Annotated in this window: 24 protein-coding genes and 1 tRNA gene; 10 read left to right on the forward strand and 15 right to left on the reverse strand. The window is 71.7% G+C overall.

Going from position 1 to position 23,783, the window contains the following annotated elements; translation table 11 throughout:
- Nucleotides 1-33: 33 nt before the first annotated feature.
- From ACWEN6_RS33130 to ACWEN6_RS33140, 3 genes are read left to right on the forward strand one after another with little or no spacing between them, the layout of a single operon-like run.
- Nucleotides 34-702 (forward strand): hypothetical protein, encoded by a 669-nt coding sequence (locus ACWEN6_RS33130; RefSeq protein ID WP_452575783.1) that lies wholly within the window; start codon nucleotides 34-36, stop codon nucleotides 700-702.
- Nucleotides 702-1,448, forward strand: a complete 747-nt coding sequence (locus ACWEN6_RS33135; protein WP_452575785.1) for a hypothetical protein — start codon at nucleotides 702-704, stop codon at nucleotides 1,446-1,448. The genes ACWEN6_RS33130 and ACWEN6_RS33135 overlap by 1 nt, the downstream gene beginning before the upstream one ends.
- The gene (locus tag ACWEN6_RS33140; protein ID WP_452575787.1) at nucleotides 1,445-2,650 is read left to right on the forward strand and encodes a hypothetical protein; all 1,206 of its coding nucleotides are present in this window, start codon (nucleotides 1,445-1,447) and stop codon (nucleotides 2,648-2,650) included. The genes ACWEN6_RS33135 and ACWEN6_RS33140 overlap by 4 nt, the downstream gene beginning before the upstream one ends.
- Here ACWEN6_RS33140 and ACWEN6_RS33145 read toward each other — a convergent pair.
- Nucleotides 2,617-3,972 (reverse strand): hypothetical protein, encoded by a 1,356-nt coding sequence (locus ACWEN6_RS33145; RefSeq protein WP_452575789.1) that lies wholly within the window; start codon nucleotides 3,970-3,972, stop codon nucleotides 2,617-2,619. The two genes, ACWEN6_RS33140 and ACWEN6_RS33145, sit on opposite strands and share 34 nt — an antisense overlap.
- A 229-nt stretch (nucleotides 3,973-4,201) precedes the next feature.
- Here ACWEN6_RS33145 and ACWEN6_RS33150 point away from each other — a divergent pair, with 229 nt between their 5' ends.
- The 3 genes from ACWEN6_RS33150 to ACWEN6_RS33160 all read left to right on the forward strand — a co-directional run bounded on the left by ACWEN6_RS33150 (nucleotide 4,202) and on the right by ACWEN6_RS33160 (nucleotide 6,515).
- On the forward strand, nucleotides 4,202-4,927 hold the full coding sequence (locus ACWEN6_RS33150) for a hypothetical protein (protein ID WP_452575791.1): 726 nt from the start codon (nucleotides 4,202-4,204) through the stop codon (nucleotides 4,925-4,927).
- A 104-nt stretch (nucleotides 4,928-5,031) separates the two neighbouring features.
- Nucleotides 5,032-5,592 carry a hypothetical protein gene (locus ACWEN6_RS33155; protein WP_452575793.1) on the forward strand — a complete coding sequence of 187 codons (561 nt, stop codon included), beginning with the start codon at nucleotides 5,032-5,034 and terminating at the stop codon, nucleotides 5,590-5,592.
- Entirely contained in the window at nucleotides 5,589-6,515 is a 927-nt protein-coding gene (locus ACWEN6_RS33160) for a hypothetical protein (RefSeq protein WP_452575795.1), read from the forward strand. The genes ACWEN6_RS33155 and ACWEN6_RS33160 overlap by 4 nt, the downstream gene beginning before the upstream one ends.
- Here the strand turns inward: ACWEN6_RS33160 and ACWEN6_RS33165 are convergent.
- The 10 genes from ACWEN6_RS33165 to ACWEN6_RS33210 form a co-directional block, all read right to left on the reverse strand.
- On the reverse strand, nucleotides 6,460-7,794 hold the full coding sequence (locus ACWEN6_RS33165; RefSeq protein WP_452575797.1) for a hypothetical protein: 1,335 nt from the start codon (nucleotides 7,792-7,794) through the stop codon (nucleotides 6,460-6,462). The two genes, ACWEN6_RS33160 and ACWEN6_RS33165, sit on opposite strands and share 56 nt — an antisense overlap.
- Before the next feature lie 200 nt (nucleotides 7,795-7,994).
- Nucleotides 7,995-8,297 carry a DUF1416 domain-containing protein gene (locus ACWEN6_RS33170; protein ID WP_452575799.1) on the reverse strand — a complete coding sequence of 101 codons (303 nt, stop codon included), beginning with the start codon at nucleotides 8,295-8,297 and terminating at the stop codon, nucleotides 7,995-7,997.
- The gene (locus ACWEN6_RS33175) at nucleotides 8,294-9,133 is read right to left on the reverse strand and encodes a sulfurtransferase (protein WP_452575801.1); all 840 of its coding nucleotides are present in this window, start codon (nucleotides 9,131-9,133) and stop codon (nucleotides 8,294-8,296) included. The genes ACWEN6_RS33170 and ACWEN6_RS33175 overlap by 4 nt, the downstream gene beginning before the upstream one ends.
- 15 nt (nucleotides 9,134-9,148) lie before the next feature.
- Complete coding sequence (locus tag ACWEN6_RS33180) at nucleotides 9,149-9,559, reverse strand: DUF4395 domain-containing protein (RefSeq protein ID WP_452575803.1); 411 nt, start codon at nucleotides 9,557-9,559, stop codon at nucleotides 9,149-9,151.
- Between the two features lie 86 nt (nucleotides 9,560-9,645).
- On the reverse strand, nucleotides 9,646-9,729 hold the full coding sequence (locus ACWEN6_RS33185) for a putative leader peptide (protein WP_352231756.1): 84 nt from the start codon (nucleotides 9,727-9,729) through the stop codon (nucleotides 9,646-9,648).
- A 32-nt stretch (nucleotides 9,730-9,761) separates the two neighbouring features.
- Nucleotides 9,762-10,133 carry a thioredoxin family protein gene (locus tag ACWEN6_RS33190; protein WP_452575829.1) on the reverse strand — a complete coding sequence of 124 codons (372 nt, stop codon included), beginning with the start codon at nucleotides 10,131-10,133 and terminating at the stop codon, nucleotides 9,762-9,764.
- 342 nt (nucleotides 10,134-10,475) lie between these two features.
- A complete protein-coding gene (locus ACWEN6_RS33195; RefSeq protein WP_452575805.1) occupies nucleotides 10,476-11,297 on the reverse strand; it encodes an anti-sigma factor family protein in 822 nt (273 codons plus the stop codon).
- Nucleotides 11,294-11,806: a sigma-70 family RNA polymerase sigma factor gene (locus tag ACWEN6_RS33200; RefSeq protein ID WP_354852265.1), complete on the reverse strand. Its 513-nt coding sequence runs from the start codon at nucleotides 11,804-11,806 to the stop codon at nucleotides 11,294-11,296. The genes ACWEN6_RS33195 and ACWEN6_RS33200 overlap by 4 nt, the downstream gene beginning before the upstream one ends.
- A gap of 31 nt (nucleotides 11,807-11,837) precedes the next feature.
- Nucleotides 11,838-12,515 (reverse strand): LmeA family phospholipid-binding protein, encoded by a 678-nt coding sequence (locus tag ACWEN6_RS33205; RefSeq protein WP_354852263.1) that lies wholly within the window; start codon nucleotides 12,513-12,515, stop codon nucleotides 11,838-11,840.
- A gap of 216 nt (nucleotides 12,516-12,731) precedes the next feature.
- Nucleotides 12,732-12,989: a MoaD/ThiS family protein gene (locus ACWEN6_RS33210; protein WP_354852262.1), complete on the reverse strand. Its 258-nt coding sequence runs from the start codon at nucleotides 12,987-12,989 to the stop codon at nucleotides 12,732-12,734.
- 295 nt (nucleotides 12,990-13,284) lie between these two features.
- Between ACWEN6_RS33210 and ACWEN6_RS33215 the strand changes: the two genes are divergently transcribed.
- The gene (locus tag ACWEN6_RS33215) at nucleotides 13,285-14,004 is read left to right on the forward strand and encodes a response regulator transcription factor (RefSeq protein ID WP_354852260.1); all 720 of its coding nucleotides are present in this window, start codon (nucleotides 13,285-13,287) and stop codon (nucleotides 14,002-14,004) included.
- A 217-nt stretch (nucleotides 14,005-14,221) separates the two neighbouring features.
- Here ACWEN6_RS33215 and ACWEN6_RS33220 read toward each other — a convergent pair whose 3' ends face one another.
- A complete protein-coding gene (locus ACWEN6_RS33220; RefSeq protein WP_452575807.1) occupies nucleotides 14,222-15,934 on the reverse strand; it encodes a bifunctional metallophosphatase/5'-nucleotidase in 1,713 nt (570 codons plus the stop codon).
- A 100-nt stretch (nucleotides 15,935-16,034) separates the two neighbouring features.
- On the opposite strand from ACWEN6_RS33220, the gene mshD reads away from it, so the two are divergent.
- Both mshD and ACWEN6_RS33230 read left to right on the forward strand, forming a co-directional pair.
- Complete coding sequence (gene mshD, locus ACWEN6_RS33225; RefSeq protein WP_452575809.1) at nucleotides 16,035-17,069, forward strand: mycothiol synthase; 1,035 nt, start codon at nucleotides 16,035-16,037, stop codon at nucleotides 17,067-17,069.
- A 168-nt stretch (nucleotides 17,070-17,237) separates the two neighbouring features.
- The gene (locus ACWEN6_RS33230; RefSeq protein ID WP_452575811.1) at nucleotides 17,238-20,990 is read left to right on the forward strand and encodes a tetratricopeptide repeat protein; all 3,753 of its coding nucleotides are present in this window, start codon (nucleotides 17,238-17,240) and stop codon (nucleotides 20,988-20,990) included.
- 22 nt (nucleotides 20,991-21,012) lie between these two features.
- Here the strand turns inward: ACWEN6_RS33230 and ACWEN6_RS33235 are convergent, their stop codons facing one another.
- The 3 genes from ACWEN6_RS33235 to dcd all read right to left on the reverse strand — a co-directional run bounded on the left by ACWEN6_RS33235 (nucleotide 21,013) and on the right by dcd (nucleotide 23,496).
- On the reverse strand, nucleotides 21,013-22,011 hold the full coding sequence (locus ACWEN6_RS33235) for an inorganic phosphate transporter (protein WP_354922058.1): 999 nt from the start codon (nucleotides 22,009-22,011) through the stop codon (nucleotides 21,013-21,015).
- A complete protein-coding gene (locus ACWEN6_RS33240; protein ID WP_354852251.1) occupies nucleotides 22,012-22,629 on the reverse strand; it encodes a DUF47 domain-containing protein in 618 nt (205 codons plus the stop codon).
- Between the two features lie 291 nt (nucleotides 22,630-22,920).
- Entirely contained in the window at nucleotides 22,921-23,496 is a 576-nt protein-coding gene (dcd, locus tag ACWEN6_RS33245) for a dCTP deaminase (protein WP_354852249.1), read from the reverse strand.
- A gap of 124 nt (nucleotides 23,497-23,620) precedes the next feature.
- On the opposite strand from dcd, the gene ACWEN6_RS33250 reads away from it, so the two are divergent.
- Nucleotides 23,621-23,694: transfer RNA gene (locus ACWEN6_RS33250), tRNA-Gly, on the forward strand.
- Nucleotides 23,695-23,783: the final 89 nt, after the last annotated feature.

A 23,783-nucleotide genomic window follows, 5' to 3' on the forward strand; every position in this document is an offset into this window, starting at 1 on the left:
ACGGGACAGAGGGAGCGATTACGATCGTGTGGCATGACGTCGTCCCCCGTTCGTCGCGGCCGTCGTCGTCGACGCCCGATCCTGGTGCCGGCCGTGGTCCTGCTCGCCGCCGCCGGCCTCGGCGCCACCGCGGCCCTCGGCGGGCTGCGCGAGGCCCCCGCCGAGCAGCCTCCGCAGCGCAGGGCGGGCGAGGAGGTCGACCAGGACCTGTTCCGCACGAAGATCGAGGACGCGGTCGTGCGGTCGGCGCCCACCGGCACGGACGATCCCGACGCACCGAAGGAGCGGGTCCTGGAGCTCAGCCTGCGGGTCTACAACGACGCCCGCAACAGCGTGCCGCTGGAGGCCCTCGACGAGTCGCTGCTGCTCATCGCGCCGCCCGAGGGCGACCCGTTGAAAAGCCCCCAGGGCGGCCGGGACGTCGGCAAGTGGCGGTTCGGCGACTCGATCCCCGGCGAGGGCCTGCCCGGAAGGACACTTCCCCCGAAGCGGACCTCCCTGGTCGTCATGCGGTTCCACTCGAACGCCGGCGCCGACGAGCGGCCCCCCGCCTTCCCCGGCTCGCTGACCGTCGAGCTCGGCCGCTACGAGAACCACGAGGACGCCTTCACCGGACGCCACCGGGCCCGGTTGGTGACCGGCGACGATCTCAAGCCCGTGGTCGCCGCGCGGGTCACCGTCCCCGTGCGCGAGGAGGCGTGATGGTCCGGCCGGCCGTCGCGCCGCCCCCGGACGGCACCGACCATCGGACCGGGCGCCGCGCCGCCGGACCGGCCCCCGCCGCGTCGCGCGCCCGGCGAGCGGGGCGGCGTCTGGTCAACGGGACGGTCGCGCTGGCCATCGCCGCCGGGGCGGTGTACGCGCACACGTACGTCATGGACAAGGACGACCTGGACGCCCCGCTGACCACCCACGCGGCCGCCGGCGCGGTGGCCGCGAACGGGCGGTTCGGCATGCGGCTGGAACGCGTCGCCGTCACCCGGACGATCAGGCTGGCCACCCCGTCGAACGACCCGCGGACCGGGGCGGCGGTGATCAAGGAGACCGGGCACGTGGGCACCGGCGACGTGTTCGTGGTCGCCACGGTCCAGGCCACCTCCGCCGGCGACCCGCTGTGGCTCAAGGAGGCCTGGCTGCACACCCGCGACGGGCTGGACTACGCCGTCAGCGACCGGGTCTACGGCATCTACCGGCGCGCCGACCACCCCATCCAGCACGGCTGGTGGTCCGAGCTCGACTACGTCTTCGAGGTGCCGAAGGAGGCGCTGCCCGGGGCGTCCATCATGGTCACCGCCCCCTCCTCCAACGGCGTCAACGACGACATCTACCCCGGCCGGTACGACCAGCTCCTCCCGGAGGTCTCCCTGTCCCTCACCGCCGACGACGCCGCGACGCGGCGCCTGGTCTCCGAGATGGCCGAATCGGTGCGACTGATGGCGCGGCTGTGAGCCGGCCCCGCGGGCGCGACCAGGCGCCCAAGCCGGAGGAGGAGCCGTTCGACGCCTTCGCGCCGAACCCGCGCAACAGCCCTCCGCCGGGAGAGAGCGCGGTCACCTCGACCGGCTCGTGGGAGGCGTTCCCCACCACCTTCCCGATCCCGGTGGTCTCGCCGGACGACCCGCCTCCGTCGCCGCTCCCGCGCCGCACGCCGGGGAAGGCGCCGCATCCGGGCAAGAAACCGCGTCCAGGCGAAGCGCCGCATCCGGGCGGGAGCACCCCCAATCCGGCGGGGGCCACACCGGGGGCGCGGCCGGGCACCGCGGACGCCACGCCGACGGCGGCGCCGGGCACGCCAAGCGTTGGACTGAGCACGGCGGGCGCAGGGCTGAGCACGCCAGGCGTAGGACTGAGCACGCCAGGCGTAGGACTGAGCACGCCAGGCGTAGGACTGAGCACGCCAGGCGTAGGACTGAGCACGCCAGGCGTAGGACTGAGCACGGCGGGCGCCACGCCAGGTGCGGGGCCGAGCACGGCCGGCGCCACACCGGCATCGAGGCCGAGCACGGCGGGCGCCGTACCCGCCTCGGCACTCGGCTACTCGGGCACCGCCACCGGGCCGGTGGACACCGCGCCCGTCATCCCCGCGGCCGGCGCGCCGGAGGCCGCCCCGGAGACGGCGGCGGTCCCTCGCGGCAGCACACGTTCCGCCCGCCGGGAGCGCGGCCGGCTCGTCCGGGCGGTGCGCGGGGCCGGCCTGCTCGTCGCGGCGGCGGCGCTGGCCGCGGCCACCGTGGGCGCGCAGTGGTGGGACAAGTCGGCGTGGGTGGCCGAGCGGTACAGGCCCGAGACCGCCAAGGAGGTGGGGCACGGCCAAGAGGCCACCCTGCACGGCGTGAGCTGGCAGGTCAGCGTGACCTCCGGCCCTCCGGCCTCCGGCCAGGACGCGGGCACGGCGTCCCTGGTGGCGGACGTGCTGGTGACGCCCACCTCGGCCGCGGAGATCCAGAAGTCCTTCCCGCCGGACTTCAGCATGCGCGACCGGGCCGGGCACAGGTGGCTCGCCCAGGCCGAGCAGACGCTGATCCGCGACGATCTCAAGGTCGGGCGGCCTGTGCGCATGAAGGTGGTGGCGGTCGTGCCCGAACGGCTGCGCGACACCGCCGAGTTCGTGCTGAACTACGACACCGAGGCGCTGCGCTTCGCCCGCTGACGGGTCGCCGCGATGTCGAAGGTGGCGGCGAACAGGCACAGCGTCAGCGTGGTGAAGACCAGCCCGCGGGCGAAGTGCACCGGGATCTGGTAGACCTCCCAGTCGAGCTGCCGGTGCGCCGTGCCGATCAGGTAGTACGCGCCGCGTTCGGCGTAGTCCATGGCCACGGCGAGCAGCACGTAGCACAGGCACATGAGCGTGAACAGCGGCGCGCCGCCCCGCAGCGTGAGGCGCAGCGCGTGCAGCACGGGCGGCCACCGGTCCAGCCCGGCCCGCACGGCGACCAGGCCGGCGCCGCGCCGGGTGATCCGGTGGGCGCGCCGTCCCGCGCGGGTGGCGGCCTCCTCCAGCGGGGTGCCCCTGACCGCCTCCCGCCCGCTCTCCGCGTACGCGCCGTACACCAGGACGGCCAGGGTCAGCAGGATGAGCGGGGTGAGGATCGCGCCGCCGAGGTCCGGGCGGATTCCAGCGAGCCACTCCATCGCGGCGCGCCAGCCGGGCACCGCCCGCTCCAGCGCGGCCCAGTGCTCGTTCCACCAGGACACCACGACGCGCCGGCCCAGCCACTGCGACCGCTCGCCGACCAAGGCCACCACGAGAGCCGCTCCGTAGAAGGTGTAGGCCAGCTCGGAGAAGGCGACGCCGAAGGCGAGCCGCGACCCGCCCCGGCGGTCGTGCAGCGCCGACAGGACGTAGCGCAGCACGATCGCCACGCCGGTGAAGATCAGTGCGATCTTGATGTCGAGCAGGAGGTTGGTGCCGGCGTCGGGCGGCACGGGCTTCGCCGGTCGGGCGCCGCCGGTCGCGCCGAGGGCGCCCGAGAGCTCCGCGGCCACGAAATCGTCGTACTGCTCGGCGTAACGCTCCATGTCCGCGTCGGCGAACCTGCGCCAGTCGGCGACCTGCCATCCCCAGGCCAGGTAGATGGCGACGTAGGCGATGATCGCCCGGCCGAGCGCGGTGAACAGCGGCTCGTCCCCCTGCCCCTCGGCGCGCCTGGCGGCGGTCTCGGTCAGCGCCCCGCGCACGGTGTGCAGCATGCCGACGGTCACGATCATGCCGAGCATGACCATGACGACGAACAGGAACATGGTGCCGGCCAGGCGCCATTCGCGGTGGGAGCCGTGGGAGAACTCCGACCCGGCCACCAGCAGGCCGAACCGGCCCAGCTCGCCGGCGCCGAACCACAGCGTCATCGGCACCAGGCACCGCGCCCACAGCGCCAGCGCGTGCAGTGGCAGCCCGTACGGCGAGCGCCGCCACCAGCGGACGGCGTCGGACACGGGCCGTGACCCAGCCCCCAAGGTCAACGAATCGGACATCCTGGGCATGGTATCCACGGCGCCACAACCCTCGCAGGGCATCGCCATAATGCGGTGTCAGAACGACGCGCCGGAGCCGCGTGTCGCCCGGCCTCGCCGAACGCGCGGGGTGGCGGCCCGGTCACCCTCCGGGGATTTGCGGCTTATGTGGCCCTCTACAGGTGTCTGGTGTGTATCTATGAGACTAAGGACACGGATGGGGATCACGTAGCGACTACCATCCTGTGCCATGACGTCCACCCCTCCTCGCGGCGCCCGACGCAGACGGCCGGTGCTCATCCCGGCCGTCGCCGTCCTGGCGGCCGCGACCGCGGGAGTGAGCGCCGCGCTCGGCGGGCTGGCGCAGGCGCCTGACACCTCCGTCGAGAAGCTGGGCAAGGGCGCCGAAATCGACCAGGGGAAGATGCTCACGGTCGTCCAGGACGCCGTGGTGCGCTCCGGCGGCAAGTTCGAGATGGGCGTCCCCGGCAAGCGCTACCTCCAGATCGTCCTCAAGGTCACCAACGAGACCGACCGCACCATCCAGGCGCAGGAGATGGACCACGCGCTTCCCACCGTGCGCGCCGACTCGACCACGATCAAGCCGAAGCCCGGTGACACCGGCCCCTACATCAGGTCCATCTCCCAGGACCACCCGTACGCGCAACTGCATCCGGGCGTGCCGACGACCGTCATCATGTCGTTCGAGATGGAACCGGGCGACCCCGTCCCCAAAAGGTTGAGCGTCGACCTGGGCACCTTCGAGCTGCGCGAGGACTTCTTCAGCCGGCAGCGCGCGTGGTCGCAGATCTTCCAGGACACCGCGGTGACGCCGTCGCCCGCAGCGAGCGCGACGCCGGCCTCCTCGCCGTCCGGCACGGACTCTCCGCGGCTCGGCCTGGCGGAGCCGAAGACCCGCCTTCCGCCCGTGGTGGCCGCCCAGGTCGATCTCCCGGTCCGAGTGGAGACCTCGTGATGGCCGTCTCGTCCGACTTCGTACCCCATCCGGCGTCGGCGTCGCCGTCCCCCACGCAGCCGCCGCCTCCGCGACCGCCTGCCTGGCGCAGGATCGTCTCCGCCGTGGCAGGCGTCGCGCTGGCGATCGGCGCGGTGTACGCGCAGACCTACGTGATGACCGTCAACGACAAGACCGCCCCGCTCACCGTGTCGGGCGGCATGCGCGAGGAACTGCGGACCGACCACTTCTCCGCCCGGCTGGAACGCATCGAGTTCGCCCGTTCGATCCGGGTGAAGAAGGCCTACAGCACCGACGAGGCGAAGACCGACCAGATCTTCCTGGTCGTCAAGGTCGGCGCCACCTCCCCGCGCCGGCCGATCAAGCTCGTCCCCCACCTGGTCACGGCGGGCGGTCTGCGCTTCGCGGCCACCGACAAGGTGGACGAGAACGCGACGATCACCGCCAAGTGGATCCAGCCAGGATGGTGGCGCTCGGGGCTGTGCTTCTTCGAGATCCCGCCCGACGAGGTCGCCGGCGCCCGCGTGGTGGTGTCCGAGCCGGTCAACTCCCTGTACGACGACCAGTACATCCCCGAGGTCTCCATGGACCTCGGCCTGGACGAGGCGAAGGCCAGCGAGGCGATGAGCGCCGCCAAGGACGGCTACGAGGTGAGCGGCATATGAGCCAGAATCCCAACGACACCGGCGTGTGGCGTCCGCCCGCCGCCGAGCCGTCGTGGTTCACCCCCGCCCCGCGCCTGCCCCGGCCCGACGCCCGGGTCTGGCCCCCGCCCGCGCCGGAGCAGGAGGAGCCGCGCGGGTCCTCGACGGTTCCGATGCCGGCCGTGCAGGACGGACAGGCTCCCGGCCGCCGGGCCTGGCCGCCGCCGCCCCCGGTCCCCGCCGCGTCGCCGTCCCCCGGCCCCGCCGCGTCGCCGTTCCGTGGCGAGGCCCCGGCGGAGCGCGCCGCGTCCGCCCCGGCCCCCGCGCCCCCGATGTCCCTCTCGTCCTCTCCGTCCGCCGCGCCGCCCGCGCCCACGGCACCGCCGCCCGCCGATCGCGCCGCCTCCGCGGCCGCGCCCTCGGGCCGCCGCCGGATGCCGAGGCCGGCCAAGATCGGCCTGCAGCTTCTCGGCGCGGTCGCGCTCACGGCCGCGCTTCTCGGCGTCAAAGGATACGACCAGCTGACCCGGTTCGAGCGGGACAACCCCGCGGCCCAGGTGCGCCACGTCGCCTCCGGCCAGGCGGCCGACCTGGCCGACGCCCGCTGGCGGCTGCTCAAGATCGCACCCATGGCGCAGCAGCCGGACAACCTCGCACCCGGCACCGTCATGCTGCAGATCGACCTCGAAGGCACCCCGCTGAATCAGGACGGCACCCGCTTCACCACCACGCCGCCGTACTACTACATGGGAGACGCGGCGGGCCGCACCTGGATGGCGCTGTCGTGGAAGGCTCCCGAGCGGCTGACCCCGGGCGTGCCCGGCCGCTTCACCCTGATCAGCTCGGTCCCGAAGGACGTGGCCGGCCAGGTGGAGCTGCTGCTGTGGCCTAACTCGTATGTTGGAGAGCGGGAGTGGGGGCCCGCTCTGCGCTTCGCCCGCTGACGCCGGCGAGGGCCCGCCGCCGCTCGGCGCCGGCGGCGATGTCGAAGGTCGCCGCCAGCAGGCAGGTCGTCAGCACGGTCACGGCGAGGTCGATGACGAAGCGCACCGGAACGAGCAAGACGCTCAGGTAGAGCACCGGGTGGTCGCTGCCGAGCAGGTACACGATGCCGCGCGTGGCGTAGTCCGCCCCCACGCGCAGCCCGACGAAGCACAGGGCGAAGTACCCGAACAGCGGCGCGCCACCCCGGATCGTCAGGCGCAAGGTGTTCATCAGCGGCACCCAGTCGGCCCACCGGCCGAAGAAACGCAGCAGGGTGCGGCGGGTCAGCGAGTGCGTGTGGGCGGTGAGCATGGTGCCCGCCTGGGTGGCCACGCCCTCCAGCCGGGTGCCCCTGATCACGCCGCGGGCGTCCTCGGCGTAGGCGCCGTACATCAGGATCGCGACCGTCAGCCACGCGGCGGGCAGCACCAGCGCGTCCCACGCGTACGGCTTGACGGCGTCCAGGAGTTCGCCGAGCGTGGCCAGGCCCGGAATGTGCACCTGCAAACCGTCGAAAAGGTCCCCCACCCAGGACGCGGCCACCCGGCTGCCCAGCCAGCCGCCCACCACCTCACCTCGGGAGGCGACGATCTGCGCGCCGTAGTAGAAGAACGACAGCTCGCAGAAGGCCACGGCGAGCGCCGCCGTGCGGGCCTGGTCGCGCTCGTACCAGAGGGTGAAGAAGTAACGGGCGAGGAAGGCCACGGCCATGATGACCAGCGAGGCGGTGAAGTTCAGGCCGATCAGGATCTGCGCGGTGTCCGGGTGCTCTCCGGTCACCAGGTCGTAGAAGGCGCCGTTGGCGCCCTTGTCGTCGCTCTGGCGGGTGATGTCCATGGACAGGTAGTCGCGGACGTCGTCCAGATGCCACCCCCACGCCAGGTAGAGGGCGACGAACGGGATGATCACCCTGCTCAGGGTGGAGACGAACCCCTCGTCCTGGTCCCCGTCGGCCCGCCTGGCCCGCATCTCCCACAGCGCGCCGCGCAGTGAGGAGAACATGCCCACGCTGACCACCAGGCCCGCCATGACCATGATGATGAACACCAGCATGGTCAGCGCGTAGCGCAGGTCCTTCATCGAGCCGTGGCCCAGCTCGGTGCCGCCGACCATCAGCCCGAACCGCACGAGCTGCCCGGCCGAGTACCACATGACCAGCGGCAGAACGCACCGCCCCGCCAGCCGCAGCGTGTGCAGCGGGAGGGACCAGACTGACGGAGTACGGATGGATTCGGACATCCGGTGCATCCTATCGACGCGGCCCCATTCGCCGCAGCGGCATCGCCCGTTTCACCGCCCGCGCCATGCCCCGGGAGGACCCGCCCGGCGACCCCGCGAAGCCCGCCGCGGCGCCGGCGCCCCGCGCACTCCCCGCGAACGTGCGAGGGCCGGCGCCCCCTCGCGGGGAACGCCGGCCCTGGACGCGCGGAGCGCGAGTGTCAGACGGTGACCTGGAGCTGGGAGACCTCGCCGAGGCGGGCCTCCACCGCGATGTCCTTGGTGACGCCGCCGCCCGCGATGATGCGGACGGTCCAGGACCCCGGAGCGGCGAAGAAGCGGAAGATGCCCTCGTCGGACACGACCACCTCGCCGGTGAACTCGCCGGAGTGGTCGAGCAGGCGGGCGTACGCGGTGCCCGTGCCGGTGACCACGCCCTGGATGACGGCCTGCGTCGACAGGTCGATGCCCGCCGGCAGCGCGATGGTCTGTTCGGGTGCGGCGCACCCCTGGACGGTGGTCATCGGGCCTCCCCTAGCTCGATCGGCACGCCCACGAGCGAGCCGTACTCGGTCCACGAACCGTCGTAGTTCTTCACGTTCGCCTGCCCGAGGATCTCGTGCAGCACGAACCAGGTGTGCGCGGAGCGCTCACCGATGCGGCAGTAGGCGATGGTGTCCTTGTCGAAGTCGACGTCGGCCTCGCCGTAGAGCGTGCGCAGCTCGTCGTCGGAGCGGAAGGTGCCGTCGTCGTTGGCCGCCTTGGACCACGGGATGTTGCGCGCGGTCGGGATGTGGCCACCTCGCTGCGCGGCCTCCTGCGGCAGGTGGGCCGGAGCCAGGAGCTTGCCGGTGAACTCGTCGGGCGAGCGCACGTCGACCAGGTTGAGCTTGCCGATCGCGGCGACGACGTCGTCGCGGAAGGCGCGCAGCGTGAGGTCCTGGTCCTTCGCGGTGTACTGCGTCGCGGGACGCGCGGGCACGTCCTTGACCAGCTCGCGGGAGTCCAGCTCCCACTTCTTGCGGCCGCCGTCGAGCAGGCGGACGTTCTGGTGACCGTAGAGCTTGAAGTACCAGTACGCGTACGCGGCGAACCAGTTGTTGTTGCCACCGTAGAGGACCACGGTGTCGTCGTTGCCGATGCCCCGAGCCGACAGGAGGGCCTGGAAGCCCTCACGGTCCACGAAGTCGCGGCGGACCGGGTCCTGCAGGTCGTTCTTCCAGTCGATCTTCACGGCGCCACGGATGTGGCCCTTGTCATAGGCGCTGGCGTCCTCGTCGACTTCGACGAGCACGACGCCAGGAGTGTCGAGGTTGGCCTCGACCCAGTCGGCGTCCACCAGTACGGCGGAGCGGCTCATTAGGGAACCTCCCGTTTATCGGGTTGCGGCGGGCATTAGACGGCGGATGATCAAGTACATTTCGCAGCCCAGACAGAAGCCGAAGGCGGCGTTGAGGAAGGCGGCGAGCAGCGCCGCGGCGGTCGCGCCGAGCGCGAGCGCCGGGACCTGCGCGGCGAACCCGGCCAGCCCGGCGAGCGCGAAGACCAGCCCGACCCCCTGCGCGAAGCGGGGCGGGGCGGCATCTTCCATCTCCGCCGGCGGACCGAGCCTCGGCCGCACCAACCGTCTGAAGATCAGCCCGTACGGCGACACCCCGGCAAGGCCGAGAGCGAACAGCAGGCCCTGGACCAGCAGCAGCCACGCGTTGCCCGTGAGCAGGACCAGAGCCAGAACGACCGTCGTGACGGCCGCGGAGAACCGCGTGCTTCTGGGATCCACCTGCATGGCGAGACGCTCCTGAAGGATCGTGCCGGAGACGCTAAGATCGGGCACTGTTCAGATCGGTGCGGCGGAAGGCCGCGAGATCGCCCTCAGGCCATGCGACAGAGCGCGGTGGCGACGCGGCAGAAATCAACCGCGCGCCGCTTCGTCAGCAGCTCTGTCGTGGGTGTCATGTGCACGACAGTACTCGCCGTCTCGCCATCTGTCACGTCGCGTCCGTTTCATGAGACGCGGTGAAACCGAGGGCGGCGATCACGTCCACCTTGCGGGGTTGACCCGACGCCTTCTTGACCACCTTGCCCTCGTGATCGAGGACGAGCACCGTGGGGGTGCGCATGACGTCGAACCGGCGCACCAGGTCCAGCCGGGACTCGGCGTCGATCTCGACGTGCCGCACCCCTGGCACCATGCCGCAGACCTCCGACAGCACGCGCCGGGTGGCCCGGCAGGGCTGGCAGAAGGCGCTGGAGAACTGCACGAGCGTGGCGCGTTCGCCCAGCTCGGCGCCGAGGTCACCCGCCGCCACCACGTCCATGTCGCTCCTCACGGCGCGCACCACGCCACCGCGCCGCCGCATCGTCACCCCGACGATGAGACCGGCGGCGAGCGTCGCGCACAGCACCAGCAGACCTGTCATCGACGGTGCCAACATCGGCTCTCCGTGCGCCATTCCCGCCCCGGCGGCCCGCTCTCTCCGCGCGCCGGCCGCCCGTGCGGGACCGTGCGGCCGGCGCTGCGATCAGGGGGGACGCGGGTGGGCGGCGCAGGGGGTGGAGGTGCCGCCGGTCGGGGCGCCGCGCTCCGGGGCAGGGGGCGGCACCCCACCTCAGGGGGCCGTACGGGATGGACGGCGCCCCGTCCACAGAAGTAATGGACGCCCCTGAACCCGATCTCAACCGGCCCGCATCCGAGCGGGAGGCTAGGGAAGCGACAGCAGGCGCCTGCCGCTGGACTCACGGATCTCGAAGCCGCGGATGCGGTCCACGGTCAGCTCGGTGTGGCCGGTGAAGGTGGCCGGCCCGCCCTGGTAGTCGGCCTGGCCGATGGTCCAGCTCCCCGCCGGGGAGACGGTGCCGTCGGACCCGAGGGCGCTGACCCGGCAGGAGGTGCCGTCCGGCACGCCGGTGATGGACACCTCGACCGTCGTCCCCTCCCTGCCCTGGGGGATCATCAGGATCTTCGCGTGCACCTGGTCCGTGCCACCCTCCATGGGGACGCCGACGCGCGCGCTCTCCGTGTCCGGGGCGGCGGGGGTGGCCGGGGCGTCCTTGAGCATGGGTTGCTCGGCCGCGGAGGGGACGGGCGTGGCGGCGAACATGCGACCGGCGCCGTCCTGCTGCCCGCGCCTGGCGGGGTCCGGGGCCGGCCGGCTCACACTGGGGGCGCTCGCGGCGGTCATGGTCCCTTCGTGAGACTGGCCGACGACGACCCAGGCCGTGCCGCCGGCGACGACCGCGACCAGCGACGCGGCCAGGCCGAGCAGCAGCCGGTGGGCGCGGCGGCGCCGCGCGGAGGCGGCGACCAGGCGGTCGAGGACGGCCTGGGGCGGGCTGGCCGCCTGCTCGATGTCCTGCTCCGAGACGCGGGCGAGCATCGCGGTGACCCCGCTCAGCTCGTCGAACTCCGCGCGACATTCGGGGCATGTCACCAGATGGGCCTCGACGAGCACGGCCTCGTCCGGCTCCAGCCCGCCCAGCATGTGGGCGGCCAGCGACATCCTCACGTCCTCACAGGCGCTCATGGCGCGAGCCCCCGTTCTTCGAGCGCGAGCTTCAGGGCGCGCAGCGCGTAGTACGTGCGCGACTTGACGGTGCCGGGCGGGATGCCCAGCGCCTCGGCGGCCTCCTTGACCGACCGCCCGCGGTAGTAGGTCTCCAGCAGCACCTCGCGGTGCTCGGGCCGCAGGGTCGCGATGGCGTCGGCCACCCCCCACGACTCCACGGCGCGTTCCAGCTCGTCGTCGGCCGGCAGGACGGCGAGGGCCTCGTCGCCGGTCTCCTGCGGCCGGGACCGGCGGGCGCGCGCGTGGTCGACGACCAGGTTGCGGGCGACGGTGAACAGCCACGCCCGTACGGGGCGGTCGGCCAGCACGTCAGGGTGCTTCCACGCCCGCAAAAGCGTCTCCTGTACCACGTCCTCCGCCTTGCCCGGATCGCCCGTCAGCCGCAACACGTAACCGTAGAGTGACCCGGCGTGCTCGTCGAAAAGCGTTCGAATCAGCTGCTCGTCGGCGGTTCCGGCGGGACTCACATCCTCATGACGTACGGCGGCCCGCTGTGGTTCAGCCACGCAACGGCACGTCCGTCGCCGTGCCCTCGACCGCGAGACCCTCGGGCGTCGAGCGCACCTTCTCGATCTTCAGGTTGAGCGGCAGGTTCTTGACGGGCACGGTGAAGCTGAGCAGGCGGCTGGCGTTCGGCACCTGGATGCCGTTGACGTTCTCCGGGGTGAGCCGGACGCCGCCCTGGACCACCTCGATCTTCATCTTGGCCGTGACCGGGATGGCGATGCCCGCGACGGTGACCTTGCCGGTGACCTGGAGGCTGTCGTCGCCGTTGCCGGCCACGCGCAGCCCGCGCGGCGCCCGCTCGTCCAGGGTCTGCCGGGCGATCACCACGGTGCCGGTGACCTTGTCGGCCGTCACGCTCGCCGTGGCGGAGTTCTGGATGAGGTCCATCAGGGGGGCGCGGACGTCGTGCAGGACGGCGTCGATGCGCGCGATGCGCGCCCCGTCGGGCAGGGTCATCTTGCCGATCGAGACGGTGACCTCCTCGTACCGGCCGGCGACGGCCTGGGTGAGGAAGGGGATGCCGTTCACCTTGACGGCCGGGGGCTGGGCGAGGTCGTACTTCGCCGCCACCTGGCGGGCCACCTCGCTCTCGACGCCGGCGACCGCGACACGGTCGAGCACGGCGAGCAGGACCCCCAGGAAGATGAGGAAAACGATCAGCTTGCGCATCCGGCTCCTTCGGGGTCAATCTGCACCAGACTATCTGCGCGCCGCCCTCATTCCCCCGCCTTCACCGGCGAAACGGCCCACCGCCACGACCGGCCGCCCCCACAGCGCGGCCGGCATGAGGCCGGTCGCCGTCGGCGGGCGTCGGTGACGGTGGGTGACCGGCCGGGCGGCCATCCGCGCGCGAACCCCGGAATCGGCCCGGGGCCGCTCTCGCGGCTACCCGCCGGCGAACGGCGGCAGGACCTCCACGGTCGCGCCATCGGGGAGCTCGACCACGTGCGGGTCGCGGGTGCCCGCCGGAGCGCCGTCGACGAGGAACGACGAGCGGCCGAGCACGCGCGTTAGGTCGGGATTTTCATGTTTTGATGTGATTTGCACCACCAAGTCGCCAAGCGTTACCGCCTCGAACGGCTCCTCCGCCACCCCGGCGGCCTCCTTCGCCGCGGCCCAGTAACGCACCAATCCTCGTGCCATCAGCGCCCTCTCCCCTGCTCACCACTTCGCACCGCCGATGCTTCGATCACTCACCGCGAGGGAATGGTTACGGTTATTTCCCGCGTGATGGATCGTTCACCAGATGGACCGCCCTATGGACGCTCCTTTCCTGTGGGCTATCCTCACGTACTGACGGGACCTGGGCGACGTAGCCCCCGGGTCCTTTACGTGTTTGTACGGCTACCGCCGTTACAACGCGGGGAGGAGGCGAACGCGGTGAGTGAGCGAAGCCGTGCCGCCCGGCCCCCGATCAGCCTCTGGATTAGGAGGTGCTGTGAGTAACCTGCTCCTGCTCACGAACGCTCTGGAACCCTCGGCGGAGGTCCTGCCCGCGCTGGGGTTGCTGCTCCACTCGGTGCGGGTCGCCCCCGCAGAGGCGTCCGCCCTGATCGACGCCCCGCCCGCCGACGCCGTGCTGGTCGACGCGCGCAGGGAACTCGTGCACGCCAAGAGCCTGTGCCGTCTCCTGCGCACGACCGGCATCGACTGCCCGCTCATGGTGATCGTCACCGAGGGCGGCCTGGCCGCGATGACCGCCGAATGGGGCGCCGACGACGTCCTGCTGGACACGGCCGGTCCCGCAGAGGTCGAGGCCCGCCTCAGGCTGGCCGTCGGCCGGCTCTCGATCGCCGCCACCGACGAGGTGCCCGACGAGATCCGCAGCGGCGACCTGTCGATCGACGAGGCCACCTACACCGCGCGGCTGCGCAGCCGTGCGCTGGACCTCACCTTCAAGGAGTTCGAGCTCCTGAAGTACCTCGCCCAGCACCCCGGCCGGGTGTTCACCCGCGCCCAACTGCTGCAGGAGGTCTGGGGGTATGACTACTTCGGCGGCACCCGCACGGTGGACGTCCACGTCCGGCGCCTGCGCGCCAAGCTCGGCGCCGAGTACGAGTCGCTGATCGGCACCGTCCGCAACGTCGGCTACCGCTTCGTGCCCGACCGCGGCGGCGAGCAGGCCGACGACCGCGAGCCCGCGCCCGCGCACCACTGACGCCGCTCCCGCGACGGGCCGCCGACGACGCCGGCCCCGCGCCGGCACGCGCCGCAGCCCGTGTTCGTCACGCCGTCCACCGGCCTGGCGCCTGATCAATGGCGTGACAGCTTGGGTGACGCCTGATCAGCGGGGTGTCACGCCTGTTCCGCCTCTTCACGCCCGAGGGGCACGTCCCCGGGGCGGACCCGCGGGGACGTGCCCGGTCACCAGAGGCTCAGCCGGCGACCGTGATGCGGTTGAGCGCCGGCGGGGCGATCGGCGAGTGCGCGCCCAGGTAGGCCACGAACGCGTCGATGTCCAGCGGGCCGCTCCACAGGTCGGTGCCGTCCTTGAAGACCGAGAACCCGTCACCGCCGCCGACCAGGAAGTTGTTGGCCGCGACCCTGATCGTCTGGGTGTCCGTCACCGGCGTACCGTTGATCTTGATGTCCGACACCCGCGAGCCGATCGGCTGCGAGAGGTTCATCGTGTAGGTCAGGGACGCCGACGGCTGCAGGATGCGCACCGTCGCCCCGCCGCTCTGCCACTGCTGCTCCAGCAACGCGTCCAGCTTGGCCCCGGTCAGCGTCACGACCTGCATGAGGTTGTTGAACGGCTGCACGGTGAACGCCTCGCCGTAGGTCACCACGCCGTTGCCCTCGGACCCGCTCTGGGCATAGGTCAGGTCGGCGCGCACGCCGCCCGGGTTCATCAGCGCGATCTCGGCGTTGCCGCCCGTCTTGGTCGCCTCGAGCTGGGCGTCGGCGATGACGTCGCCGAGCGCGGTCTCACCGGACGGGCCGGCGGCGCGGGTGAGGTCGGCGGTGATGCCGCCGACCGCCTTGTTCGCGACCGTGGACACCCGGTCCTTCCAGGTCTGCACGAACTGCGAGATCTCGGGGTCGGCGGTGACGTCCCGGGTGACGACGTGGTTGTCGGCGACCACGGAGGAGCGCACGACGTCGCCGGTCTTCTTGTCCACACTGAAGTCGATCGTGGTCAGCACGCGGCCGAACGACGAGCCCTGGGTGTAGAACCGGTCGTTGCCGGCCGGGTCCTTGGTCTTGCAGATGTACGCCTGGTGCGAGTGGCCCATGACCACCAGGTCGACGTCCGCGCTGAGGCCCTGGGCGATGCGGGTGCCGGCGCCCGGGGTGACCGGGCAGGAGTCCGGGCTCTGGTTCGGGGCGATCGAGTCGCCCTCGTGGACCAGCGCCACGATGGCCTTCACGCCGGCCCGCTTGAGCAGCGCGGCCGCGCGGTTGCCGGAGGCGACCTCCTCGTCGAACTTCAGGCCCGCGATGCCCGAGGCGGTGACGATCGACGGCGTGGTCTGGGTGACCAGGCCGATGAAGCCGACCTTGACGCCGTTGATCTTCTTGACGGCGACCGGCGGCAGGGCGTACCGGTCGTTGGCCTGCTTCAGGACGTTGGCCGCGAGGTACTCGTACTTGGCGCCCTTCCACCTGCCGGCCGGGGAGCAGCCGTCGGTGGGGTGGCAGCCGCCGTTCTGGATGCGCTTGAGCTCGGTGATGCCCTCGTCGAACTCGTGGTTGCCGACGGAGGAGACCTTCAGGCCGAGCTTGCCGAGCAGTTCGACGGTCGGCTCGTCGTGGTAGGCGGCGGAGATCAGCGGCGAGGCGCCGATCAGGTCGCCGGCGGCGACGACCGTGGAGTGGTCGTTGACCAGCGACTTGAGGTGGGTCGCCAGGTAGGCGGCACCGCCCGCCGGGACCGAGACCCCGCTCTCGTTGACGATGGCGCCGCCGGAGCCGGTCGGGGGCTCCATGTTGCCGTGGAAGTCGTTGATCGAGATGAGCCGGACGGGAACCGTGACCGGGGGCTTCGGGGGCTTGGGGTGCGCCGAGGCGGGGCCGGCGGCGAACGCGAGACCGGTGGCCGCGAGGATGCCGGCGACCGCGATCCGCGTGAACGATCGTGAGCTCATAAGTCACGAGGTTAGAGAGGCAACCTCAGCGCGAAACGACGCCGAGGTAACGATTCACCCCACGACTTCGTGACATGTCCCCCCCGTTTAAAGTCGGTACATGAATGCGCGCGTGGACATCCGGGAGCGGCTCGGCGAGCAGGAGGTGGCCGCGGTGGTCGCCCTGGTCGACGCCGCCACCGACGCCGACTCCGTCCGTCCTCTCAACGAACACGTCATGCTCCACCTGCGCTACGGCGGTGATCCGGGCGCCAAGGCGGTGCTCCTGTACGACGGGGACACGCTGGCCGGCTTCGCCCACATCGATCCGACCGACCCCGTCGAGGGGCCGAGCGGCGAGCTGGTCGTCCACCCCGCCCACCGGCGCAAGGGCCTCGGACGGCGGCTGACCGAGGTCGCCCTGGCCCAGAGCGACGGCCGGCTGCGCCTGTGGGCCCACGGTGACCAGCCCGAGGCCGAACGGCTGGCCACCTCCCTCGGCTTCACCCGGGTGCGTTCGCTGTGGCAGATGCGCCGTTCGCTGTTCGCGCCGCTCCCCGGCGCCGACCTGCCCCCGGGGGTGCGGCTGCGCACGTTCGAGCCCGGCTCGGACGAGAAGGCGTGGCTGGAGGTCAACGCGCGCGCCTTCGCCCACCACCCCGAGCAGGGATCGTGGACGATCGAGGACCTGCGGCGCCGCGAGCAGGAGCCGTGGTTCGACCCGGCCGGCTTCTTCCTCGCCGTTCGCGACGCGGCGGACGACGGAAAGGACGCGGCGGACGACCGGCAGGACGGGGTGAACGGCCGGCGGGACGCGGCGGACGGCCGGCAGGGCGCGGGGGACGGCGCGCCCGTGACGGGGGACGGATCGCGGCTGGTCGGGTTCCACTGGACCAAGGTGCACGGCGACGACGACCACGACGCGCCGCACGGCCACAACGCCATCGGCGAGGTGTACGTCGTCGGAGTCGACCCCTCCGAGCAGGGTGGCGGCCTCGGCCGCACGCTCACCCTGGCCGGCCTCACCCACCTGCGCTCGCGCGGGCTCCCCCAGGTGATGCTCTACGTCGACGAGGACAACACCTCCGCCATCCGCCTGTACGAGTCCCTCGGCTTCACCCGGTGGGACGTCGACGTCATGTACCGCCACATCTGACCTCCGCCGGGCCGGTGGCGTGTCCGAACGTGGTCACCGGCCCGCGGAACATCCCGTGAGGTGTCATTTGACACACCTCGCGGCCGAGCCGACAGTCACGCTTGAAGGCGCGCGCACACCCCCGGCGCGTGCCCGCCCCGCCGCCGACAAGCACAGCGAGGCAACGACGTGAACAGTCTCAGCTCCGGAGGGCCCGGCACGTTCTGGTCCCTGCTCGGCCGCATCGAGCGCGAATCCCTCCACGCCATCGGCTGGGTCAGGGAACTGGCCGCCCGCGAGACCCTCGGCGACCGCGACGCCCTGCCCGACAGCGTCACCGTCCTGCTCGACGGCTACGCCAAGGAGCTGTACGGCTCCGCCGACGGCGACGAGGCCATCATCGAGATCTTCGGCCCCGGCCACCTGGAGGGCGAGCTGGCCCTGTGGGACTGGCCCCACCGCGGCCGCATCGAGACCCTGACCGCCGTGCGCGCGCTGCACGTGCCCAAGGACAAGTTCGTCAACTTCCTGGCCGAGGAGCTGTCCGCGGGGGCGGCGCTGATGAAGAGCCTCGGCCACCGCCGCGTCCTGGCCGCCCGGCGCCGGGCCCCGGGCGCCGCCGTGCGCGCACCCGCCAAGATCGCCCTGCACCTCATCGAGCTGGCGCTGCGCTTCGGGCGGCCGGTCGGAGCGGGCCTCGCCATCGGGCCGCCGCTCACCCAGTCCGACCTGGCCAGCTTCGCCGGCGTCGACCGCATCGCCGTCGCCCGCGCCTTCCACGTGTGGCGGCCCAAGGGCGCCCGCGCCACCTGCGCCCACCCGCACGCCGACATCATCGAACAGCACGGGTCCACGATCACCGTCAAGGACATGGACGCCCTGCGCGGCGCGGCCGGCGCCTGGGCCGCCGAGTGGGACTCCCCCCTGGCCTCCCCCGGCGGCCTCACCGGCCGCGCGGCGTCCAAGCGGCGGCTTCCCGCGCTGCGCATCCCGGCGACCGGCAGCGGCCCTGCGCAGCTCCCGCCGGAGGTGCCCTGCTTCACCGGCAGGGAGACCGCGCTGAAGTTCCTCCACACGCTGGTCGCCGAGGCCAACCGCCCGCGGGCGGTCATCGTCGAGGGCATGGCGGGGGTCGGCAAGTCCGCCCTGGCCACCTCGTGGGGCCACTCGGTCAAAGACGAGCACTTCAGCGGCGGGCAGCTGTACCTGGACCTGCACGGCACCGCCACGCGGCCGCTCACCGTCGCCGAGGCCGCCGGGCAGCTCCTGCGCGGCCTCGGCCTCGGTGGCCGCCAGATGCCCGTGGAGGAGACCGAACTGCTGGCCGCCTACCACCGGCGCCTGGCCGACCGGCGGCTGCTGATCGTCCTGGACAACGCCGGCGAGGACTCCGAGGTGGTGCGCGCGCTCATCCCGCCCTCCAACCGCTGCCTCATGCTCGTCACCACCCAGGCCGGGCTCGCCGGCCGTCCCGGCCTCACCCCCGCCGACGGCGTCGAGCCGCTCCAGCTGGACGTCCTGCCCGAGGACGAGGCGATCCAGCTCGTCGCCGCCGTCCTCGGCCCCGGCGACTCCCGGGTCCGCGAGAACCCCTCCGACGCCACCCGGCTCGTCCGGCAGTGCGCCATGCTCCCCCTCGCGCTGCGCATCACCGCCGCCAAGCTGGTGGAGAACCCCCGGGAGCAGATCGCCGACACCGTCCGCGACCTGGACGGGCAGGACCGGCTGTCCAAGCTGGCCCGCGAGGACGAGCCGCGCGCCGCCGTGCGGCCGGCCTTCGAGGTGTCCTACCGGGCGCTCTCCCCCGAACTGCGGCGCACCTTCCGCTACCTGGGCCTGATGTCCGGCCCGGACGTCGGCGCCGAGGCCTGCGCCTCCCTGCTGGACGACGCGGTGCCCGACACCCGGCGCCGCCTGAGGGCTCTCACCCGCCTCCACCTGATCACCGCGACCGGCGCCGAGCGCCCGGGCGGCGAGCGGTTCGTCGTCCACGAGCTGCTGCGGGCCTTCGCGAGGGAACGCGTCCTGCTGGAGGACGGCGAGACCGAACGCGCCGGCGCCGTCCGGCGGCTGCTCACCCACTACCTCGCCTCCGCCATGCGCGCCGGAGACGCGCTCGGCCGGCCGCGGCGCGTCCTGCACGACCGCGCCGTCCCGCCCCCGGCCACCTCCGACACCGAACGCGAGCCGCACCTGCGCTGGTTCGAGATCGAGCGCTCCAACCTCGTCGCCGCCGTCCACCAGGCCGTCAAGCACGGCCTGCATTCCTACGCCTTCAACCTCGCCGACGCGGTGTTCGACTTCATGACCTCGCGCGGCTACGTCCGCGACCTCATCGACGTGCACAAGGCCGGGCTCGCCTCGGCCCAGGCCGTGGACGAGTGGCCCGCGACCGCCCAGATGCTCCACCACCTGGCCATCGCCCACCGCACCATCGGCCAGAACGTCAAGGCGCTCAGCTACGGCGAGGACGCGCGGTGGGGGTTCAGACGGCTCGGCGACAGCCTCGGCGAGGCGAACGCCCTGGACAACCTCGCCGACGTGCGCGGCGTGCTCGGCCGCTACCGCCTGGCCATCGAGCACTCCGAGGAAGCCCTGCGCCTGCACCGCGTCGCCGACAACAGCGGCGGCGAGGCCGAGGCGCTGGACACCATCTCGCAGAACCTGCGCCGCCTCGGCGAGTACGCCGGCGCCGAGGAGTACGCGCTGCGCGCCCTGGCCATCAGGAAGGCCATCGAGGACCGGGCCGGCGAGGCCGAGACGCTGCTCAACCTGGCCCGCCTGTACTACTACTGGGGCGCGCCGCGCCAGGCCGCCCTCCACGGCCTTGAGTCCCTGGCCCTGCGCGTCGACCTGGGCGACGAGCCGCAGTGCGCCGACGCCTACCGCGAGCTGGCCCGCATCCACCGCCAGCTCGGCCTGCGCGGCATCGCCCGCCACGACGCCGCCCAGGCCCTGCGCATCTGCCGGGCCAGCGGCGACCGCCACGGCGAGGGCGAGGCGCTCATCGTCCTGGGCAAGCTCCTGCGCGACGAGGGCGCCCACGCCGAGGCGCTGTCGCGCCTCTGGTACGCCGTGCGGCTCGCCCAGGAGATCGGCCACCGGCGCGGCGAGGCCGAGGCCCGGGCCGCCATCGGGCTGGTGTACTTCAAGCTCGGCCGCTACGCCGAATCACGCGAGCACCTCAACCTCGCCCTGGAGATCCGCAGGGAGATCGCCGACCGCGCCGGAGAGGCGCAGGACCTGGAGAACCTCAACCGCACCCTGCGCAGGCTGGCCCGGTACGAGGACGCCGTGCAGAACGGCCTGCACGCGCTGCACCTGTGGCGCGAACTCGACGTCCGCACGGGCGAGGCGCGCGCGCTCGGCGGCCTGGCGCGCACCTACGTCCGGCTCGGCCGCTCCCAGGAGGCGCTGCGGACCGCTGAGGCGTCGCTGTCCATCCGCCAGCGCGACGGGAACGGCATGGGGCTCGGCCTGGACACCATGGCCCGCGTCCTGCTGCGCACCGGCCAGCCCGAGCAGGCTCTGGACAAGGCCGTGCGGGCCATCAGGGAGATCCGCGAGACCGGCGACCGGCAGTACGAGGGGGGCGCGGTCAACAACCTGGCGCGCGTCTTCCTCGCCCTGGGCCGGGCCGACGAGGCCGAGACCTACGCCAGGCAGGCGCTCGACATCGTCAAGGAGGTGGGAGACCTGTGGGAACAGGCCGCCTGCCGGCACACCCTCGGACTGGTCGCGCAGCGCCGCGGCGACCACGCCGAGGCCCTGCGCGACCTCGCGGAGAACCTGCGCCTGCACCGCGAGACCGGCAACCACTCGGGCCAGGTGGAGGCCCTGCGCGCGCTGCGCCTGTCCCACCAGGCCATCGGCAACGTCCGCGAGGTGGAGGAGTGCGACCACCGCATCCAGAACATCCAGCGCTGGCTCGGCGGCGCGTGATCCACGCCCGTCCCCGTCCGCGCTACTCGACGACCCAGTGGAGGAGGAAGTACGACAACGCGGCCACGAACGCGGCGGCGGGGATCGTCAGCACCCACGCCGTGACGATGTTGCCGGCGACGCCCCACCGCACGGCCGACAGGCGCTTGGTCGCGCCGACGCCCATGATGGCGCTGGTGATCGTGTGGGTGGTGGAGATGGGCGCCTTGGCGGCGATGGCCATCGTGTAGAGCACGACCGAGGCCGCGGACTCGGCCGCGAACCCCTGCGCCGGGGTCAGGTGGATGATGCGGCGGCCCAGCGTCCGCATGATGCGCCAGCCGCCCGAGTAGGTGCCGAGCGAGATCGCGGCGGCGGCCGCGAGGATCACCCACTGCGGGATCGGGTCGTTGATCGCCAGGAAACCGCCGGTGTAGAGGGCGAGGAAGATGACGCCCATCGTCTTCTGCGCGTCCTGAAGGCCGTGGCCGAGCGCCATGGCTGCCGCCGAGACCGTCTGGGCGTACCGGAACCCCTTGCTCGTCCGATGCGGGTTGGACCGGCGGAAGATCCATAGGATGGCGATCATGATGATCGCGCCCAGGAGGAACCCGACGAACGGCGACAGGATCATCGGGATGACGACCTTCTGCACCACGCCGTCCCAGTGGACCACGCTGGAGGCCGCGAGCGCCGAGCCCACCAGCCCGCCGATCAGGCCGTGGCTGCTCGACGAGGGCAGGCCGAAGTACCAGGTGATGAGGTTCCAGGTGATCGCGCCGATCAGGCCGGCGCCGACGACGACCAGACCGTGCGTCCCCGACGGCGGCTCGATGATGCCCGTCCCGACGGTTCTCGCCACTTCCGTACTGATGTGGGCGCCGACGAAGTTCATGGCGGCGGCCATGAACAGCGCGGCCCGGGGGGTCAGAGCGCGCGTCGAGACCGAGGTCGCGATCGCGTTCGCGGCGTCATGAAAACCGTTGGTGTAGTCGAACACCAGCGCGATGACGATGACGCCGATGACAAGTGCTAGCTCCACTTAGCTTTCCTTGACCGCGATCGACTCGATCGTGTTCGCCACGTGCTCGAAGGCGTCGGCGGCCATTTCCAACTGGTCGATGACCTCCTTCATCTTCATGACGGTGAGCGCGTCGTACTCACCGCCGAAGAGCTTGGCGAGCAGGCGTCGATAGACCTGGTCCGCCTGGTTCTCCAGCCGGTTGATCTCGATCCAGTACTCGTTGAGGTTGTTCATGCCGCGCAGGCGGGGCATGGCCTCGGCGGTCAGCTCGGCCGCGCGTTCGAGCACCTCGACCTGGCGGACGACCTCCTTGGGCAGGTGGTCGATCTGGTAGAGGCCGATCAGATCGGCGGCGGCCTCCATGTAGTCCATCACGTCGTCGAGATTCGACGCGAGACGATAGATGTCCTCGCGGTCGAACGGCGTGATGAAGCTCTCGTTGAGACGGTTCATGATCGCGTGAGTACGCTCGTCGCCCGCGTGCTCGCAGGCACGCATCTTCTCGGCCAGGGTCTCCCGGTCCGAGCCGTCGCTGATGATCTCCACCAGCAGACGGGATGCGGTGACGAGATTGTTCGCCGAGTCGGCGAACAAGTCGTAGTAGCTGTCCTCACGAGGCGTGAGACGCAGGCGCACGTCGTTCTCCAGATGTGCGGGGACGGTCCGCAGAGAAGAGTAAGGGGTACCGGCTGAAATGCGAAGTTCGTGACATGCACTCCCTGTTGTAACCTTCCCTTCCCCTGGGCGTTGCCCTGCGTTCGCCCGTTCACACCGATAGATCGCAACTTCCCCCCAAGACGTTCCACCGGCCCCCGCCTTCCCCTGCGCGAAAGACCGATCACGCCTTCTCCGTGAAAGATCGATCACACCTTCCGTCCGGGCCCGGCGAGGATTTCATCAGCCCCCCGCCCACCGGGAAGGGTCCGATCACACCCTCGTCCGGTGGAAGTTCATGAACGACCTGCTCGGCGTCGGGCCCCGCTGCCCCTGATAGCGCGACCCGTACTTGGCGCTGCCGTACGGGTGCTCCGCCGGCGAGCTGAGCCGGAACATGCACAGCTGACCGATCTTCATCCCCGGCCACAGCTTGATCGGCAGCGTGGCCACGTTCGACAGCTCCAAGGTGACATGCCCCTCGAACCCCGGGTCGATGAACCCCGCCGTCGAGTGCGTCAACAGCCCAAGGCGCCCCAGACTCGACTTCCCCTCCAGCCGGCTCGCGATGTCGTCCGGCAGGCCGATCACCTCGTAGGTCGACGCCAGGACGAACTCCCCCGGATGCAGGATGAACGGCTCCTCCCCGTCCGGCTCCACGAGCCGCGTCAGCTCCGGCTGCTCGACCGCGGGATCGATATGGGGATAACGGTGGTTCTCGAACACCCGGAAGTATCGATCGAGGCGCACGTCGATGCTCGACGGCTGGATCATCACCATGTCCAGCGGATCGATCTTGACCCGCCCCGACTCGATCTCGCCCCGGATATCACGATCGGATAGCAGCACCTCAGCAACCTACCAACCCACCCGCCACCCCCAAGGCCCCTCCACACCAACTCACCCCACACGAGGGGAGGTGGCACGCCGCAAGTTCCGCTAGAGTTAGGTCCGTCGTCAGCTACTGATCGACGCGGGTGTAGTTCAATGGCAGAACATCAGCTTCCCAAGCTGACAGCGCGGGTTCGATTCCCGTCACCCGCTCCACATGCGAAAGCCCAGGTAGACCAAGGGATTCGGTACCTGGGCTTTGATCGCAGGACTTTCCCTACGTGGCCAGAGGATCCACCGCGCCC

This window comes from Sphaerisporangium sp. NPDC004334 (assembly GCF_053602655.1).

Coding starts and splice junctions, on each gene's coding strand:
- ACWEN6_RS33180 (WP_452575803.1), bottom strand. CDS start 9,559: ATGCAGGTGGATCCCAGAAGCACGCGGTTCTCCGCGGCCGTCACGACG.
- ACWEN6_RS33170 (WP_452575799.1), bottom strand. CDS start 8,297: ATGACCACCGTCCAGGGGTGCGCCGCACCCGAACAGACCATCGCGCTG.
- ACWEN6_RS33130 (WP_452575783.1), top strand. CDS start 34: ATGACGTCGTCCCCCGTTCGTCGCGGCCGTCGTCGTCGACGCCCGATC.
- ACWEN6_RS33220 (WP_452575807.1), bottom strand. CDS start 15,934: ATGAGCTCACGATCGTTCACGCGGATCGCGGTCGCCGGCATCCTCGCG.
- ACWEN6_RS33165 (WP_452575797.1), bottom strand. CDS start 7,794: ATGTCCGAATCCATCCGTACTCCGTCAGTCTGGTCCCTCCCGCTGCAC.
- ACWEN6_RS33190 (WP_452575829.1), bottom strand. CDS start 10,133: ATGCGGCGGCGCGGTGGCGTGGTGCGCGCCGTGAGGAGCGACATGGAC.
- ACWEN6_RS33210 (WP_354852262.1), bottom strand. CDS start 12,989: ATGGCACGAGGATTGGTGCGTTACTGGGCCGCGGCGAAGGAGGCCGCC.
- ACWEN6_RS33185 (WP_352231756.1), bottom strand. CDS start 9,729: ATGACACCCACGACAGAGCTGCTGACGAAGCGGCGCGCGGTTGATTTC.
- ACWEN6_RS33135 (WP_452575785.1), top strand. CDS start 702: ATGGTCCGGCCGGCCGTCGCGCCGCCCCCGGACGGCACCGACCATCGG.
- ACWEN6_RS33195 (WP_452575805.1), bottom strand. CDS start 11,297: ATGAGCGCCTGTGAGGACGTGAGGATGTCGCTGGCCGCCCACATGCTG.
- ACWEN6_RS33160 (WP_452575795.1), top strand. CDS start 5,589: ATGAGCCAGAATCCCAACGACACCGGCGTGTGGCGTCCGCCCGCCGCC.
- ACWEN6_RS33145 (WP_452575789.1), bottom strand. CDS start 3,972: ATGTCCGATTCGTTGACCTTGGGGGCTGGGTCACGGCCCGTGTCCGAC.
- ACWEN6_RS33175 (WP_452575801.1), bottom strand. CDS start 9,133: ATGAGCCGCTCCGCCGTACTGGTGGACGCCGACTGGGTCGAGGCCAAC.
- ACWEN6_RS33205 (WP_354852263.1), bottom strand. CDS start 12,515: ATGCGCAAGCTGATCGTTTTCCTCATCTTCCTGGGGGTCCTGCTCGCC.
- ACWEN6_RS33150 (WP_452575791.1), top strand. CDS start 4,202: ATGACGTCCACCCCTCCTCGCGGCGCCCGACGCAGACGGCCGGTGCTC.
- mshD (WP_452575809.1), top strand. CDS start 16,035: ATGAATGCGCGCGTGGACATCCGGGAGCGGCTCGGCGAGCAGGAGGTG.